Origin of the sequence: Streptomyces sp. CLV115 (assembly GCF_038448545.1) — a bacterium.
Taxonomy (GTDB): Bacteria; Actinomycetota; Actinomycetes; order Streptomycetales; family Streptomycetaceae; genus Streptomyces; species Streptomyces sanglieri.
In genome coordinates this window covers 1-14,518 of the sequence record NZ_JBCEWQ010000197.1, presented here as the reverse complement: position 1 = coordinate 14,518, position 14,518 = coordinate 1, and the positions used below count along the sequence as shown (strand labels likewise).

The 14,518-nt window shown below is 71.4% G+C and carries 16 protein-coding genes and 1 pseudogene; 7 read left to right on the top strand and 10 right to left on the bottom strand.

The window, feature by feature from the left end; all coding sequences use genetic code 11:
* Together AADR41_RS37615 and AADR41_RS37610 are read right to left on the bottom strand one after the other, a co-directional pair.
* Positions 1–877, bottom strand: an 877-nt coding sequence (locus AADR41_RS37615; protein WP_342286601.1) for a serine/threonine-protein kinase, incomplete at its 3' end; no start/stop codon positions are given.
* Positions 878–1,040: 163 nt separating this feature from the next.
* Entirely contained in the window at positions 1,041–1,862 is an 822-nt protein-coding gene (locus tag AADR41_RS37610) for a VOC family protein (RefSeq protein ID WP_342286599.1), read from the bottom strand.
* A 354-nt stretch (positions 1,863–2,216) separates the two neighbouring features.
* Between AADR41_RS37610 and AADR41_RS37605 the strand changes: the two genes are divergently transcribed.
* Entirely contained in the window at positions 2,217–2,864 is a 648-nt protein-coding gene (locus AADR41_RS37605; protein WP_124717053.1) for a TetR family transcriptional regulator, read from the top strand.
* A gap of 170 nt (positions 2,865–3,034) precedes the next feature.
* Here AADR41_RS37605 and AADR41_RS37600 read toward each other — a convergent pair whose 3' ends face one another.
* Together AADR41_RS37600 and AADR41_RS37595 are read right to left on the bottom strand one after the other, a co-directional pair.
* Positions 3,035–3,529: a nitroreductase/quinone reductase family protein gene (locus AADR41_RS37600; RefSeq protein ID WP_342286596.1), complete on the bottom strand. Its 495-nt coding sequence runs from the start codon at positions 3,527–3,529 to the stop codon at positions 3,035–3,037.
* Positions 3,529–4,740, bottom strand: coding sequence for an acyl-CoA dehydrogenase family protein (locus tag AADR41_RS37595; RefSeq protein WP_342286595.1), 1,212 nt, complete (start codon positions 4,738–4,740; stop codon positions 3,529–3,531). Before AADR41_RS37595 ends, AADR41_RS37600 begins: the two co-directional genes overlap by 1 nt.
* Before the next feature lie 209 nt (positions 4,741–4,949).
* Here AADR41_RS37595 and AADR41_RS37590 point away from each other — a divergent pair, with 209 nt between their 5' ends.
* Complete coding sequence (locus AADR41_RS37590; RefSeq protein WP_342286593.1) at positions 4,950–6,119, top strand: thiolase C-terminal domain-containing protein; 1,170 nt, start codon at positions 4,950–4,952, stop codon at positions 6,117–6,119.
* Positions 6,120–6,360: 241 nt separating this feature from the next.
* On the top strand, positions 6,361–7,041 hold the full coding sequence (locus AADR41_RS37585; RefSeq protein ID WP_342286592.1) for a pyridoxine/pyridoxamine 5'-phosphate oxidase: 681 nt from the start codon (positions 6,361–6,363) through the stop codon (positions 7,039–7,041).
* Positions 7,042–7,183: 142 nt separating this feature from the next.
* On the opposite strand, the gene AADR41_RS37580 is transcribed toward AADR41_RS37585, so the two are convergent.
* Positions 7,184–7,384: a ferredoxin gene (locus tag AADR41_RS37580; RefSeq protein WP_342286591.1), complete on the bottom strand. Its 201-nt coding sequence runs from the start codon at positions 7,382–7,384 to the stop codon at positions 7,184–7,186.
* 29 nt (positions 7,385–7,413) lie between these two features.
* Positions 7,414–8,607 carry a cytochrome P450 gene (locus tag AADR41_RS37575; RefSeq protein ID WP_342286590.1) on the bottom strand — a complete coding sequence of 398 codons (1,194 nt, stop codon included), beginning with the start codon at positions 8,605–8,607 and terminating at the stop codon, positions 7,414–7,416.
* 292 nt (positions 8,608–8,899) lie between these two features.
* Here AADR41_RS37575 and htpX point away from each other — a divergent pair, with 292 nt between their 5' ends.
* From htpX to AADR41_RS37560, 3 genes are all read left to right on the top strand, one after another.
* The gene (htpX, locus tag AADR41_RS37570; RefSeq protein ID WP_124717060.1) at positions 8,900–9,829 is read left to right on the top strand and encodes a zinc metalloprotease HtpX; all 930 of its coding nucleotides are present in this window, start codon (positions 8,900–8,902) and stop codon (positions 9,827–9,829) included.
* A gap of 9 nt (positions 9,830–9,838) precedes the next feature.
* Complete coding sequence (gene pspAB / locus AADR41_RS37565; protein ID WP_342286589.1) at positions 9,839–10,423, top strand: PspA-associated protein PspAB; 585 nt, start codon at positions 9,839–9,841, stop codon at positions 10,421–10,423.
* A 69-nt stretch (positions 10,424–10,492) separates the two neighbouring features.
* The gene (locus AADR41_RS37560) at positions 10,493–11,080 is read left to right on the top strand and encodes a DUF1707 SHOCT-like domain-containing protein (RefSeq protein WP_342286586.1); all 588 of its coding nucleotides are present in this window, start codon (positions 10,493–10,495) and stop codon (positions 11,078–11,080) included.
* A 93-nt stretch (positions 11,081–11,173) separates the two neighbouring features.
* Here AADR41_RS37560 and AADR41_RS37555 read toward each other — a convergent pair whose 3' ends face one another.
* Together AADR41_RS37555 and AADR41_RS37550 are read right to left on the bottom strand one after the other, a co-directional pair.
* Complete coding sequence (locus tag AADR41_RS37555; protein ID WP_342286584.1) at positions 11,174–11,593, bottom strand: Zn-ribbon domain-containing OB-fold protein; 420 nt, start codon at positions 11,591–11,593, stop codon at positions 11,174–11,176.
* On the bottom strand, positions 11,590–12,042 hold the full coding sequence (locus AADR41_RS37550) for a DoxX family membrane protein (RefSeq protein ID WP_342286583.1): 453 nt from the start codon (positions 12,040–12,042) through the stop codon (positions 11,590–11,592). Before AADR41_RS37550 ends, AADR41_RS37555 begins: the two co-directional genes overlap by 4 nt.
* Before the next feature lie 202 nt (positions 12,043–12,244).
* Between AADR41_RS37550 and AADR41_RS37545 the strand changes: the two genes are divergently transcribed.
* Complete coding sequence (locus AADR41_RS37545) at positions 12,245–13,432, top strand: flavin-containing monooxygenase (RefSeq protein ID WP_342286582.1); 1,188 nt, start codon at positions 12,245–12,247, stop codon at positions 13,430–13,432.
* Between the two features lie 38 nt (positions 13,433–13,470).
* Here AADR41_RS37545 and AADR41_RS37540 read toward each other — a convergent pair whose 3' ends face one another.
* Both AADR41_RS37540 and AADR41_RS37535 read right to left on the bottom strand, forming a co-directional pair.
* Positions 13,471–14,058, bottom strand: a complete 588-nt coding sequence (locus AADR41_RS37540) for a Uma2 family endonuclease (RefSeq protein WP_342286603.1) — start codon at positions 14,056–14,058, stop codon at positions 13,471–13,473.
* A gap of 49 nt (positions 14,059–14,107) precedes the next feature.
* Positions 14,108–14,518, bottom strand: a pseudogene (locus AADR41_RS37535) (helix-turn-helix domain-containing protein); the annotation flags it as partial.

Below are 14,518 nucleotides of genomic sequence, written 5' to 3'. Positions count from 1 at the left end.
GCTCGATCATCGCGGTGGCGGGGCCCGGCAGCCAGGCGGAGGCCGTGCCGCTGTCGTCGCCGCCGGAGGCGAAGAGGTGCGGGGCGAGCTGGGACTGGAGGTCGGCGGGGGTGGGCCGCAGCGCGGCGTCCATCTGCATGCAGGACTCGATCAGCGGCCGCAGCTCACCGGGCAGGCCCTCCAGGTCGGGGCCCTCGCGCAGCAGCATGAAGACCGTCTCGACCGGGTTGGCGCCGTGGAACGGCGCGTGGCCGGTGGCGGCGAAGACCAGCGTGGAGCCGAGCGAGAAGACATCGCTGGCGCCGGTGACGCTGCGGGAGTCCCTGGCCTGTTCGGGCGACATGTAGGCGGGTGTGCCCACGGCGACGTTCGTCATGGTCAGCCGGGTGTTGGAGACCCCGGACGCGATCCCGAAGTCGATCACCCGGGGGCCGTCCTCGACGACGAGCACGTTCGAGGGCTTCATGTCGCGGTGGACCAGCCCCGCGCCGTGGATCGACTGGAGCGCCTCGGCGATGCCGGCGGCCAGCCAGCGCACCGCCTGGACGGGCATGGGCCCGCACTCGCTCACTATCTCCTCCAGCGAGGGGGCCGGCACATAGGCGGTGGCCAGCCACGGCACGGCGGCCCGCGGGTCGGCGTCCACCACCGCCGCGGTGTAGAAGCCGCTGACCGCGCGGGCGGCCTCCACCTCGCGCGTGAACCGGACCCGGAACAGCTGGTCCTCGGCGAGCTCCGTACGGACCGTCTTGATCGCCACCCGCCGGCCCGAAGCCGAGCGGGCGAGATAGACCAGCCCCATGCCGCCGGCACCGAGCCGTCCCAGCACCTCGAACGGGCCGATCCGCCTCGGGTCGTGCTGCGTCAGCTGCTCCACCACTTGCCCTGCCACCTCCCCGTACGAGCCTCAGGAACAGAAGCCCGCGAAACCCGCCCTGTACGGCGTCTCACCACTGGGCACCACCCGGCGGTGCGCACCCCCGATTCTTCCTGGCTGAGGCCCTGGTTGCGAACCCGGGGGCGGATCGGGGTGTCACAGCTCACTCTGCCCCGTTCTCGGACACAGGGGGCTGAAGTACGGCGAAGACGGCGCCCTGATCGTCCTGGAGGACGGCCATCCGCCCGTACGGAATGTCGAAGGGCGGCGCGGAGATCCGGCCGCCGAGGCGTACGGCGTTCCCGGCGGCGCGGTTGCAGTCCTCGACCGCGAAGTAGCTGAGGAAGTAGCTGGGCATCTCCGCCGGGAACGCGTCGGTGATGACGCCGCGGCCGCCGACCGCGGTGTCCGGACCGGGCTCGGTGCCCGCCGGGGACCACATGCGGAAGTCGGCCGGGGAGTCGTCGGGGCCCGTGCGGGCGGCGTCGGGACCGGAGGCTTCGAGGTCGGTGCCCTGGAAGCCGAAGACCTTCGCGTAGAAGGGGTCCACCCGGTCCTTCTGCCGGGTGTAGACCTCGGTCCAGCAGAAGGAGCCGGGTTCGTTCTGCTTCTGGAAGCCCTCGCGGTCACCGGCCTGCCAGAGCCCGAAGACCGCTCCGCCCGGGTCGGCCGCCTGGGCGAGCACCCCGGCCCGGCCGGCCCGGACCGGCTCGGTGATCACCTGGCCGCCCGCCTCCCTGATCCGGGCCACGGACGCGGCGATGTCGTCGGTGGCGAAGTAGATCCCCCAGGCGGTGGGCATCCGGCCGTCCTGCTTGGCGGCGAGCGCGGCAACGAGTTTCCCGTCGCTGAAGGCGTCCGCGTACGGCCCCTCGCCGGCCCGGAAGGTCCAGCCGAACAGCTCGCCGTAGAAGCGCTTGCCCGCTTCCAGGTCGGGCAGCTGCACATCCACCCAGCACGGCGCGGATCGCGCGAATGCGGCCATGGGCCCGGGTCCTTCCGTTTGCGGCGTTCGTACGGTGCACACGGCGCTCGCGGCGGTCGAGGTTCGTGGCGGATGAAGTTCGTGGCAGTGACACTCGTCACAGCAAACGTAACCGCGGGTCGCGCGCCGCGCGCCCCGACCCGTCCACATCGAACTCATTTTCGAAAGAACAGTTCCATACTCACGGCATCACGGAAAGTTATCCACCGAAGTTATCCACAGGCTGTTGATAACACTTATCGCTCCGTGGTGCGCATACGTCGAAATCCGGCCACTCCCCCCACCGCGTCTGCGGTGATCCCCATTTGCAGTCGGCCGAATCGCGCTCCCATCACCCCTCGGTAAGCTGACGGCATGACAGGACAAGTGCGCACCGTCGACGGCCGCGTGGCCGGTCGACGCGGACAGGCGACGCGGCAGAAGCTGCTCGACTGCCTCAGCGAAATGCTCAGTTCCTCGCCGTACCGGGACGTCAAAGTCATCGACGTCGCCCGGAAGGCGGGGACTTCACCCGCGACCTTCTATCAGTACTTCCCCGATGTCGAGGGCGCCGTCCTCGAAATCGCCGAGGAAATGGCCAAGGAGGGAGCCGGGTTGACCGAACTGGTCGCCGGCCGCTCCTGGGTCGGCAAGGCCGGCTGGCAGACGGCCGAGGAACTCGTCGAAGGGTTCCTCGACTTCTGGCGCCATCACGACGCGATCCTGCGCGTGGTCGACCTCGGTGCGGCCGAGGGGGACAAGCGGTTCTACAAGATCCGCATGAAGATCCTGAACTCGGTCACCAACTCCCTCACCGACTCGGTGAAGGAGCTCCAGGCCAAGGGCAAGGTCGACAAGGAGGTCAGCGCCGCCGCGATGGCGGGCTCGCTGGTCGCGATGCTGGCCGCCGTCGCCTCGCACCAGAAGGGCTTCACCACCTGGGGCGTGAAGCAGGCCGAACTCAAGCCGAACCTCGCCCTGTTGGTGCATCTGGGCATCACCGGAAAGAAGCCCACGAGGTAGCGCAGGCGCCGACGGCCCCTCCCCCACCGGGTTCGCGCGGCCGTCCCGGGCGCCCTCAGGTCCTGTCACACCGACGGCGGGCCACGCATTGTGGCCCGCCGTCGGTGCACCCGGACCATGTCCACGGCGCACGGGGCCCTTCCCGCACTCCGCTCCTCCGCTCTGCCGGCTCAGGACGCGGCGTCGTCCCGCCCGCACAGCCTGAAGAGCCGGATCTCCCGCTCCACCCGCGCCTGGTAGGCCGCGTACGGCGGCCAGAACTTCAGCGCCGCCCGCCACACCTCTTCCCGCTCCTCGCCCTCCAGCAGCGTGGCGCGCACCGGGATGTCCCGGCCCTGCCAGTTCACGACCGCCCGGTCGGGACCGGCCAGCAGATTCGCGGTCCAGGCCGGATGCCCGGACCGGCCGAAGTTGCTGCCGACCAGGATCCAGCTCCGCTCCGTCCCCTTCTCCGGCATGCAGGCCAGCGGGGTGGTTCTGAGCCGCCCGCTCCGCGCCCCCGGCACCGTCAGGATCAGCCCCGGCAGCATCCGGGCGCTGAGCAGCACCTTTCCACGCGTGAGCCGGTGCACCGTGCGGTCCATGACGGGAACGACGTGCGGGGCCACCTTCGCGAACGCACGGGTGGAGGAGACCTTCTGGACCAGCCGGACGCCGGGCGCCATCAGACCGCCACCCGCTCGGCCGGTGCGGTCGTGGCCGCTCCCGCGAACAGCCCGGCCAGCTGCGCCGCCCGGTCCCGGAGCCGGTGCACGGGGCCGAAGAGCAGTTCGTCGGCGGCGGCCCGTTTGAAGTACAGATGCGCCTCGTGCTCCCAGGTGAAGCCGAGCCCGCCGTGCAGCTGGACGGCCTCGGCGGTGGTGACCCGGAGCGCTTCCAGTGCCTGGGCCAGGGCGAGTCCCCCGGCCCCGGCCGGATCCCAGGCCGCGTAGTACGCGGCGGAGCGGGCCGCCTGCACCTGTACGTACAGGTCCGCCAGGCGGTGCTTCACCGCCTGGAAGGAGCCGATCGCCCGGCCGAACTGCTCGCGCGCCTTGACGTATTCGACCGTCCGCTCCAGCGCGCTGCCCGCCGCCCCCACCGCCTGGGCGGCGAGCAGCGCGGCGACCGGCTGCCCGGCCGTGGCGAGCGCGCCGGTGACGTCGGCGCCGTCGTCGGCGCCGAGGAGTTCGGCCTCGGTGTCGCGGAGTTCGATCCGGGCCAGCGGGCGGGTCTCGTCGAGCGAGGTCCGACGGGTGCGGACGACTCCGGCCGCCGCGTCGGGACGGACCAGGAAGAGGAGCGTACGGCTGCGCGGGAAGCCCCCGGCGTGGGCCGCGACCAGCAGCAGCTCGGCGCTGTGCCCGTCGAGGACCTGCGCGGCCTCCCCGTACAGCCGCCAGCCCCCTTCACCGGCGCCCGGCCCGGCCTGTACGCCGCCGGCCCGGCCGCCGCCCGCCCAGGCGCCGTCGGTGGGGTCGCCGGTCAGGCCGAGTGCGGTGGCGAGCGAGCCGCCGGGGACGGCCAGGGTCGCGGTCAGCCCACCGGCCGCGATGCGCGGCAGCAGGGCGGCGCGCTGGGCGTCGGTGCCGAGTGCGGCGATCAGGGGCGCGGCGAGCACGGCGGTGCCGATCAGCGGCGAGGGCAGCAGGGCGCGGCCCGTCTCCTCGCAGGCGACGGCGAGTTCGGTGCGGCCGCAGCCGACGCCCCCGTACTCCTGCGGGAGGGCGAGTCCGGGCAGCCCGAGGTCCTGGGCGAGCCGTCGCCACAGGTCCGCGTCGTACCCGTCGGCGGTGCGCACGGCGCTCCTGATGTCGTCGGGTGCGCAGTGTTCGGCCAGCAGTTCGCGCAAGGTGCGGCGGATCTCGTCCTGTTCCGCGGTGAAGGCGGCATCCATCGTCGGACTCCTTCCCCTCAGAGGCCTCCGGCCTCTGATCTGACGGTGCGTCATGCTAGGGGCCGATCCACCAGATGCCCAGAGTCGCGCACCGGCGGGAGCGGGAGACCGACGCCGGGCGGAAGCGGGAGATCGACCCCGGGTGGAGCCGGAGATCCACCCCGCACCGGGCGGTCCACCTCCGCCATATCTGATGTACCGTCAGATTCATGCCTTCTTCCCACCGCAAGGTCGCTGTCGTCGGCATATCCCTCGCCGACTGCGGACGCGTCGACACGGCCACTCCGTACGCCCTGCACGCCCAGGCCGCCCGCCGGGCGCTGGCCGACTCGGGGCTGGACCGGTCCGTGGTCGACGGTTTCGCCTCCGCCGGGCTCGGCACGCTCGCCCCGGTCGAGGTCGCCGAGTACCTGGGGCTGAAGCCCACCTGGGTGGACTCCACCTCGGTCGGCGGCTCGACCTGGGAGGTGATGGCGGCGCACGCGGCGGACGCCGTCGCGGCGGGGCACGCCAATGCGGTGCTGCTGGTCTACGGGTCGACGGCGCGCGCGGACATCAAGGCGGGCCGGCGGACCTCCAACCTCTCCTTCGGCGCGCGCGGCCCGCTCCAGTTCGAGGTGCCGTACGGGCACTCGCTGATCGCGAAGTACGCGATGGCCGCCCGCCGGCACATGCACGAGTACGGGACGACCCTGGAGCAGCTCGCCGAGGTCGCGGTCCAGGCACGGGCGAACGCGGCGGCCAACCCGGACGCGATGTTCCGTGACCCAATCACGGTGGACGACGTCCTGTCGGGGCCGATGATCGCGGACCCGTTCACCAAACTGCACTGCTGCATCCGCAGCGACGGCGGCTGCGCGGTGCTGCTGGCCGCCGAGGAGTACGTGCCGGACACGGCGAAGGCTCCGGTGTGGATCCTCGGCACGGGCGAGCACGTCTCGCACTCCACCATGTCCGAGTGGGACGACTTCACGGTCTCCCCCGCGGCGGTCTCCGGCCGCCTCGCGTTCGAACGGGCCGGGGTGCGCCCCTCGGAGATCGACCTCGCCGAGATCTACGACGCGTTCACCTACATGACCCTGGTGACGCTGGAGGACCTGGGTTTCTGCGCGAAGGGCGAGGGCGGAGCATTCGTGGAGAAGGGCCGGACCGGGCCGGCCGGCGAGCTCCCGGTGAACACCGACGGCGGTGGCCTGTCCGCCTGCCACCCCGGAATGCGCGGGCTGTTCCTGCTGGTGGAGGCGGTACGCCAGCTCCGCGGCGAGGCCGGCGAACGCCAGGTGCGCCGCCCGGGCGGCCGGCTCCCGGAACTGGCGGTGGCATCGGGCACGGGCGGCTGGTTCTGCTCGTCGGGGACGGTGGTGCTGGGGCGGGGGTGAGGAGCGGGCGTGAGGAGAGCGGGGGTGAGGAGCGGGGCCCGTCCCGGTGCGGCAGGCGGGTCACACCGGAACGAGGGTGGGCGCCCCCTCCAGTCCCTGAAGCCGTCCGCGTCGCGGGTGCGGAGCGGCGGCCCCGGCCGAGGCGATGGACGCGGTCATCAGGTCCATGCGCCGGGGCCGGAAATCAGGCCGGGCGGCGGCCGCCGGAGCCACCTGCCGTCCCATGCGCTGCAATGGGGGCATGACCGACGCACACCAGAGCTTCCTGGACCTGCTCCACGCCCAGCGCGTCTGGGACGTGGAGCTTCCCGGATTCGATCCGGCCGCCGCGCCCCCGGCCCCGCTCCCCCTCTTCCACGGCTGGTTCGCCGAGGCGGTGGCCGCCGGGCAGCCGGAGCCGCACACCATGTCGCTGGCCACGGTGGACGCCGAGGGGCGACCCGACGTACGGACGGTGATGCTGCACGACGCGGACGAGCGGGGCTGGCACTTCGCCACCCACCGCACCAGTGCGAAGGGCCACCAGCTCGCCGCCCGGCCGTACGCGGCGCTCGGTTTCTACTGGCCGGCGCAGGGCCGGCAGGTACGGGTACGGGGTCCGGTCACCGAGTGCGCGCCCGCCGAGAGCCGGGCCGATCTGCGCGCCCGCTCGACCGGGGCGCTCGCCTCCGCGCTGACCGGCTCGCAGAGCGAGGTGCTGGGCTCGCGGGAGGAGCTGGTCCGTACCGCCGACGCCGCCTGGGAACGGGCCCGGGCCGAGCCGGACGCGGAGGTGACGAGCTGGACCCGGTACGTGGCCGAGCCGCGGGAGGTCGAGTTCTTCCAGGGCGACGCGGCGCGCAGGCACGTACGGCTGCGCTACCGCAGGACGGACGCGGCCGGGGGCGACGCGGCGTGGGTCCGGGAACTGCTCTGGCCCTGAGGGCTGTCCCGCAACTCCTGGCGGGACAGCCCTTGGGGTTCCGTTCGGATCAGCCCGGCATGATCCGAACGGAAGGCCCTGGACCAGAACCGTTCCGTACCCCCGCGGACACGGACGGACGCGAGCCGACGGGGCCGTCCGGTCACTCGATGGTGATCGCCTGTACCGGGCAGACGCGGACCGCCACCTTCACCGATTCCTTCGCCGCCGCACCATCGAGGGCTTCCTCGTGATCGGGCAGCAGTTCGCTGAAACCGTCGTCGTCCTGGGTGAAAACCTTCGGAGCGGTGAGCGCGCACTGACCCGCACCGATGCACCGGCTCCTGTCGATATTGATCTTCATTGCGGCGGGGCCTTCCGGTCGGATTCCGGTCACCAGGTCACGGGCATTTCGAGCAGCCCCTGAATGGTGTCACCGGGTTTGAACGGGACTTCTTCGGCAGGGACCGCCAGCCGCAATTCGGGAAGGCGGTCGAAGAGTGCGGGCAGCGCGATCTCCAGCTCGGCCCGTGCCAGGTTCTGCCCCAGGCACTGGTGAACCCCGAAGCCGAACGCGACGTGATTGCGCGCGTCCCGGCCCAGGTCCAGCTCGTCCGGTGCGGGGTACACGGTCTCGTCCCGGTTGATCACCGACGTGGTCAGGAGGACGCCGTCCCCCGCCCGGATGGTCACCCCGCCCACTTCGATGTCTTCGACGGCGACCCGCGAGATCCCGTCGGCGATGGACAGGAAGCGGAGCAGCTCCTCGACCGCGGAAGGCATCAGACCGTCGGACTCGCGCATCCGGGCCAGCTGGTCGGGGTGCTGGAGCAGGGTGAACGTGCCGAGCGAGATCATGTTCGCGGTCGTCTCGTGCCCCGCGATGAGCAGGATCTGGGCCAGCCGCACCAGCTCCTGCCGGTCCACGGCCCCGGTCTCCAGCTGCTTGGCGATGAGCTCGTCGAGCAGCCCTTCGCCGGGAGTGGCCTGCTTCTGCCCGATGAGGACGTGGAAGTACTCGTCGAGCGCGTCCCGCGCGGACTCGACGTCCGCGGCCGCCGGTCCGCGGAGCAGTTTGCGCGACTGCGCCTCGAAGAACTCGTGGTCGTCGTACGGCACCCCGAGCAGCGCGCAGATGACCATGGAGGGCACCGGCAGGGCGAACGATTCGACCAGATCGGCCGGCGGCCCCTGCTTGACCATCGCGTCGAGCAGCCGGTCCACGGTCGCCCGGATCTGCGGCCGGAGCGAGGCCGTCCGCCTGACCGTGAAGCTCGGTATCAGCATCCGGCGCTGCACGTTGTGCTCCGGGTCGTCGACGCCGAGCAGCTCGACGCGCCGCAGGGAGCTGGTGGCCAGCCGCTCGGCGAAGATCGGGAAGTCGGGGTTCTCGCGGTCGGACGAGAGCCGCTGGTCCACCAGGAGCGAACGCGCCTCGGCGTGCCCGGTCACCAGCCACACCGTACGGCCGTCGAAGAGCCGGGCCCGGGACACCGGCTGCCCCCGATGCTCGCTGCGGTATCCGGTCGGCGGATTGTAGGGACAGGTGCGGTTCTGCGGGAATGAGACGGTCTCGGTGTCTGCCATGGCGGACCTCGCAAGAGATGGGGGAGTCCTACCGATCTCCCACCACTAGATGCCTCAGGCACCTAATGGGTCCAGGTGTAGTTCGGCCAAATGTCCTCGGAATCGCCCTCGGGCAGATCCATTGAGAGATCAATCAGATCTGTTGAGGAATCAATTTGCCGTCGGCCCGTCCGAGCGAACGTTTCGAGCCGACGTCGTTCTTCGAGCCCGGACCAATTGTCTCCGATTTTCATGTGAAAGGGGCAATATGGAAAGCACCGAGGGCTCTCCCTCAGGGCGACTGGAGGCAACGATGAGCCAGACCCGTTCCCGCGCCCGCTCCCGTTCGCGCTACGCCCCGGACAGCGGGTTGACCACGCGCATGGTCGGCACCATGTTCCTGATCGGCCTGCTGTACGTGGTCCTGGTCGGCGTGCTCCTCGCCGTGCTGCGCGGCGCCTGGCCGATCATCCTGATCCTCGTCGGCGGCATGTTCATCGCCCAGTTCTGGTTCAGCGACCGCATCGCGGCGTTCAGCATGGGGGCCCGTGAGGTCACTCCGGAGGAGGCGCCCGAGCTGCACGGCGCCGTCGACCGGATCTGCGCTCTTGCCGACATGCCGAAACCGCGTGTGGCCATCGCGCAGAGCGACGTACCGAACGCCTTCGCGACCGGTCGCAGCGAGAAGACCGCTCTCGTCTGTGCCACCACCGGACTGCTGCGCAGACTGGACCCTCCGGAGCTGGAGGGCGTGCTCGCGCACGAGATGTCACATGTCGCGCACCGCGATGTCGCGGTCATGACGATCGCCTCGTTCCTCGGCGTGCTCGCCGGCATCATCACCCGGGTCGCCCTGTGGGGCGGGCTCTCCCGCAACAGCCGCAGCAATGACCCCGTCGGCATCGCGATCATGCTGATCCCGCTGGTCAGCGCGGTCGTGTACGCGCTGAGCTTCCTGCTGACCCGGCTGCTCTCCCGCTACCGCGAGCTCTCCGCCGACCGCACCGCCGCCCTGCTCACCGGCCGCCCCTCCGCGCTCGCCTCCGCCCTCACCAAGGTGAGCGGCCAGATGGCCCGCATACCGACCGAGGACCTGCGGAAGGCGGAGCCGTACAACGCCTTCTACTTCGTCCCCGCGTTCTCCTCCAAGGAGAGCCTGAGCCGGCTGCTCTCCTCCCACCCGACCCTCGAACAGCGCCTCGACCAGCTGGCCCGGATCTCCGCCGACCTCGCCCGTCCGTAAGGAACGCCCATGGGCCTTCTCGACACCATCCTCGGCCGCAGCAAGCCGGTCCGCCCCGACCTCGACCAGCTCTTCGCCGTACCTTCGGCCGCCCTCACCCTCCAGGCGGGTGCGGGCTTCACCCCGACCGGTCTCGGCTCGGTCTGCTTCGCGGGGGTCGAGGGCGGCACCTTCGCCCGCATCCAGCAGGACGTACGGGAACTCCTCGACGCCGACACCGGCCGCGGCGGCATCCCGGTGGAGTTCAGCCAGGACGCGTACGGCTACACCTGGTTGCTCTCCCGCCGCCCGGCCGAGGACACCGCCGCCCTGGTCAACGACCTGCACGCGGTCAACACCCTGCTCCAGGACGGCGGGTTCGGGCCGCATCTGCTCTGCTCCCTGATCGGCTTCCGCGATGCGCGGGACCGTCCGCTGGCCCTGGTCTACCTCTACAAGCGCGGCACGTTCTACCCGTTCGCACCCCTGCCCGGCGGCGCGGAGAAGCGGGACAACCAGCTGGAGTTGCAGGTCAGAGCGGTGCTCGGGGACGACCTGCGGGTGGAGCAGGACCTGTCCCGGTGGTTCCCGGTGTGGGGGGCGCCGGGGCTGTGAGGCAGCCGGTGCGGGCGGCGGGGCAACGGCGGGGAGCCCGGCGCGGCCCCCGCCCATATCATCATTTCCATGACTGCAGAGCCCGCCCGTTCCGCCGCCCGGATGCGCGCTTCGGATGCCGATCGCGAGGTGGTGGTCGAGCAGTTGCGCGAGGCGGCGGCCGAGGGTCGCATCGACATGGACGAGCTGGACACCCGGCTCGGGCAGGCGCTGTCCGCCAAGACCTACGCCGAACTGGCACCCCTCACCGAGGACCTGGTCCCGATCGAGGTGGCCAAGGGGCAACCGCTGGTCCTCAAGGGCGGCCTGCACGGCATGACCCGCGCGGGCGTCTGGAAGGTGCCCCCGGTGATCCGTGCCCAGGGCGGCGTCGGCGGCGTCCGGATCGACTTCACCCGCGCCGAGTGCCGGCTGCGCGTGATCGATCTGGAGGTGCGCGGCGAGATGGCCGGGGTGAAGATCGTGGTCCCGGAGGGCTGGACCGTGGAGAGCGACAGCGTGGACCGGGGCATCGGCGGCCTGAAGGACAAGACCACGGAGGAACGGACCCCGGGCGCCCCGACCCTGCGGCTGTCCGGCTCCTGCGGCATGGGCGGCGTGCTCGTACGCCACCCGAACTTCCGCGAGCGCCGCAAGCTGCGCAGCATCGAGTCCTGAGTACGCGTACCCGGCCCCGGCCCCGGGCCGATCCGCCCCGGCCGGGCCCGAGCCCCCGTCTTCCGATCCACTGGCTCTCGGACGGGCCGCGGATCAGCAGTCCCCGGGACGGAAGACCGGTACGGCCTCCTCCCCCTCCTCCTGCCGGAAAGCCACCCGCAGCGCCATGCCGATGGCGAGCGCGGACTCCTCGCACCCCTCGACCTCCGTCATCATCCGTGGCCCCTCCGCCAGGTCGACCACGGCGGCGACGTACGGGACGCGGGCACCGAACGGCGGCAGGTCGTTGCGGTGGACGACGGACCAGGTGTAGAGCGTGGCGTCCCCGCTCGCCCGCTCCCAGACGACGTCCTCGCTCCAGCAGTGCGGGCAGAACTCGCGCGGGTAGTGGTGCGCACGCCCGCAGTCGCGGCAGCGGCGCAGCAGCAACTGCCCCCGGGCGGCGGCGTCCCAGTACGGGCGGGTGAAGGCGTCGGGTTCGGGGCGGTCGAAACGTACGGCGGGCGAGGTCACAGGAAGAGTCCGATCGCTTTGTCGAGGGACCAGGTCTGCCAGGACATCGCGAACAGCGCGACGAGCGAGATGAGCGCCATCATCGCGTTCTGCCCCTGCTCGGCCCAGTCGTGGATCATCAGCACGAGGTAGAGCAGATTGAGCAGCAGCCCGGCGACGAGTGCGACGGGCGTGAGGAATCCGGCGATCAGGCCGAGCCCCAGGGCGAGTTCGGCGTACACGACGAGGTACGCCATGGCCTTGGGGCGCGGCGCGACGATTTTCTGGAAGCCGGTGCGTACGGCCGGCCAGCGGTGTTTGCCCGCGACGTCCGAGGCCCAGGCGATGCCCGTGCCGCGCTCGAACCAGCCCTTCTTGTCCTTGTGCCGCCAGCTCTCCAGCCACCACAGGCCGAGGCCTATCCGGAGGACGGCGAGCCACTCGGCTCCACCGAGCCAGATCGTCTGCATGGGGCCTCCCGTGGCCGCCCGTTCACTGAATCTGACGGTACGTCAGTTCACCTGATGGCGGTCAACTCGCGCAAGGGGCGCGCACGGAGTGCACCGGAGATGAGTAAGGAGCGAACAGAAAGCGCACACCCGTGATCAATTCGCAATCGATTCCGGTCTTGACCGAGACCCATCAACCGGGTGCGCGATTACGCTCCGAACCATGTCCGACAGCGCACTTACCGCCGGTATCCCCATATCGGCCCCCACCGACCTCACCGAGGACCGCCCCGTCTACGTCATCGGCGGCGGGCCGGGCGGCCTCGCCGCCGCAGCGGCCCTGCGCGAGCTGGGCGTACGGGCGGTGGTGCTGGAGAAGTCCGGGAACGTGGGCGCGTCCTGGCGCCGCCACTACGACCGGCTGCACCTCCACACGACCCGGCGTCGCTCCGCGCTCCCGGGGCTCGCGATGCCGCGCCGGTTCGGGCGCTGGGTGTCCAGGGACGATGTGGTGCGCTATCTGGACAAGTACGCCGAGCACCATGAGCTTGAGGTGGTGACGGGCGTCGAGGTGTCCCGGATCGACCGCGCTCCGGACGGCAAGGACTGGCAGCTGACCGCGACCGGCGGCCGGGTGCTGACCGGCCGGGCGGTCGTCGTCGCCACCGGCTTCAACCACACCCCGCGCGTCCCCGACTGGCCCGGTCTCGACACCTTCACCGGCGATCTGGTGCACGCCTGCGACTACCGCAACCCCGCCCCGTACGCGGGCAGGGACGTCCTGGTCGTCGGCATCGGCAACACGGGCGCGGAGCTCGCCGTGGACCTGGTCGAGGGCGGGGCGTCCCGAGTACGGATCGCCGTGCGCACCGTGCCGCACATCGTGCGCCGCTCCACGGCGGGCTGGCCCGCGCAGCTGACCGGCATCCTGGTCCGCAGGCTGCCGGTCCGGCTGGTCGACCGGGCCGGGCGCCTGATGGCCAGGGCCGCCGTGCCCGACCTCGCCGCGCAGGGCCTCCCCCGCCCGGACACCGGGCTGTACTCACGGGTCAAGGACGGCGCGATCCCGGTGCAGGACGTGGGACTGATCGACGCGGTGAAGGGCGGCCGGGTGGTACCGGTGGCGGCCGTCGAGTCGTTCGACGGGGACGCGGTGGTACTGGCCGACGGCGAGCGGATCACCCCGGACGCGGTGATCGCGGCGACCGGCTACCGGCGCGCCCTGGAGGGCCTGGTCGGCCACCTCGGCGTGCTGGACGCCCGGGGCCGCCCGGTCGTCCACGGTGCCCGCACCCCCAAGCAGGCCCCCGGCCTGTACTTCACCGGCTTCACCAACCCGATCAGCGGGATGCTGCGCGAACTGGCCCTGGACGCCCGCAGGATCGCCAAGAAGGCGGCACGCAGGCACTGAGCCCGCGCGGGGCGGGGCTGCCGGTTCCGCCCGTGGGGTCAGGCATACAGCGGCAGCCCGTCGGTCGAGATAGTCCACTCGCCGATGGTGACGTCCTCGCCGTACACGAAGTCCTTGCGGATCGCGTACCTCGGTCCGTCCGGCGTCGCGTGGATCTCGGAGAGGACGGCGCCCGTGCCCGTACGGGGGTCGAAGATCGCGTAGACGGGGACACCGAGCAGTGGGTAGTCCCGCAGCTTGCTCACCCAGTCGTTGTCCGGATTGGACTGGGAGACCACTTCGACGGCGGCGATGAGAGTACGGGGGTCGAAGGACCCTTGTCCCTCCATGTCGGCCTCGGCGATCACCATGATGTCGGGGTGGCGCATGATGCCCTGAGGTACGTTCTCCACATCAGGGGCCCCGGTGTGAGCTGCCAGTTCTTCCGGCATCACCTTCTCCAGGCGCTTCCGAAGGCGGAGTGCCGTCAGTTCGTGGAGTCCGGCGGGCGCCACCATGTCGTGGACGATTCCTTCTTTGGTGATCTCGATTTTCCCGGGAACGTCGTCCTGCATCTGCTCGACGATGTTGCGCATGGCCCGGTAGTGGAGCGAACCCCGCTGTGCGTGGTCCGGGGCGTCGGCCATGGCGTGCGCTCCTCGTCTGCGCCCGGAGGCAAGGGTCGTCACGTTCATGCTAGGCGGCCTCCTTCAGGTCGGTTCGGCACTCGCGGCAGTGGCCCGGCCCGGGGGCGCGGAAGGCCCGGTCGCAGCCGTCGCAGTTCTGGAGGGGGTCACGGCGCGGCGCGGCCTCGTCGGCCGGGGCGGTGGGCAGGGGTGGAGGCAGGAGCGCGGTGAGGCGGTGGGCGAGGAGGCCCGCCGGACGGGTCAGCGATTCGGGCAGGTCCGCGACGAGGGTGCGGCGTACGGCGTCGGGCCGCGCGTCCCGTTCGAGCCAGGCGGCCACGGCGGGGGCCAGCCGGCGGATGTCGGTCTCGCCCAGCAGCAGCCGGGATTCGTGGCGCCGAAGGTCCGCGAGGAGTTCGACGGCCACGCGATGCCGGTCGAGGTCGTGAGCCTGCGGGCGGGGAAGCGGAGGGCGCGGCGG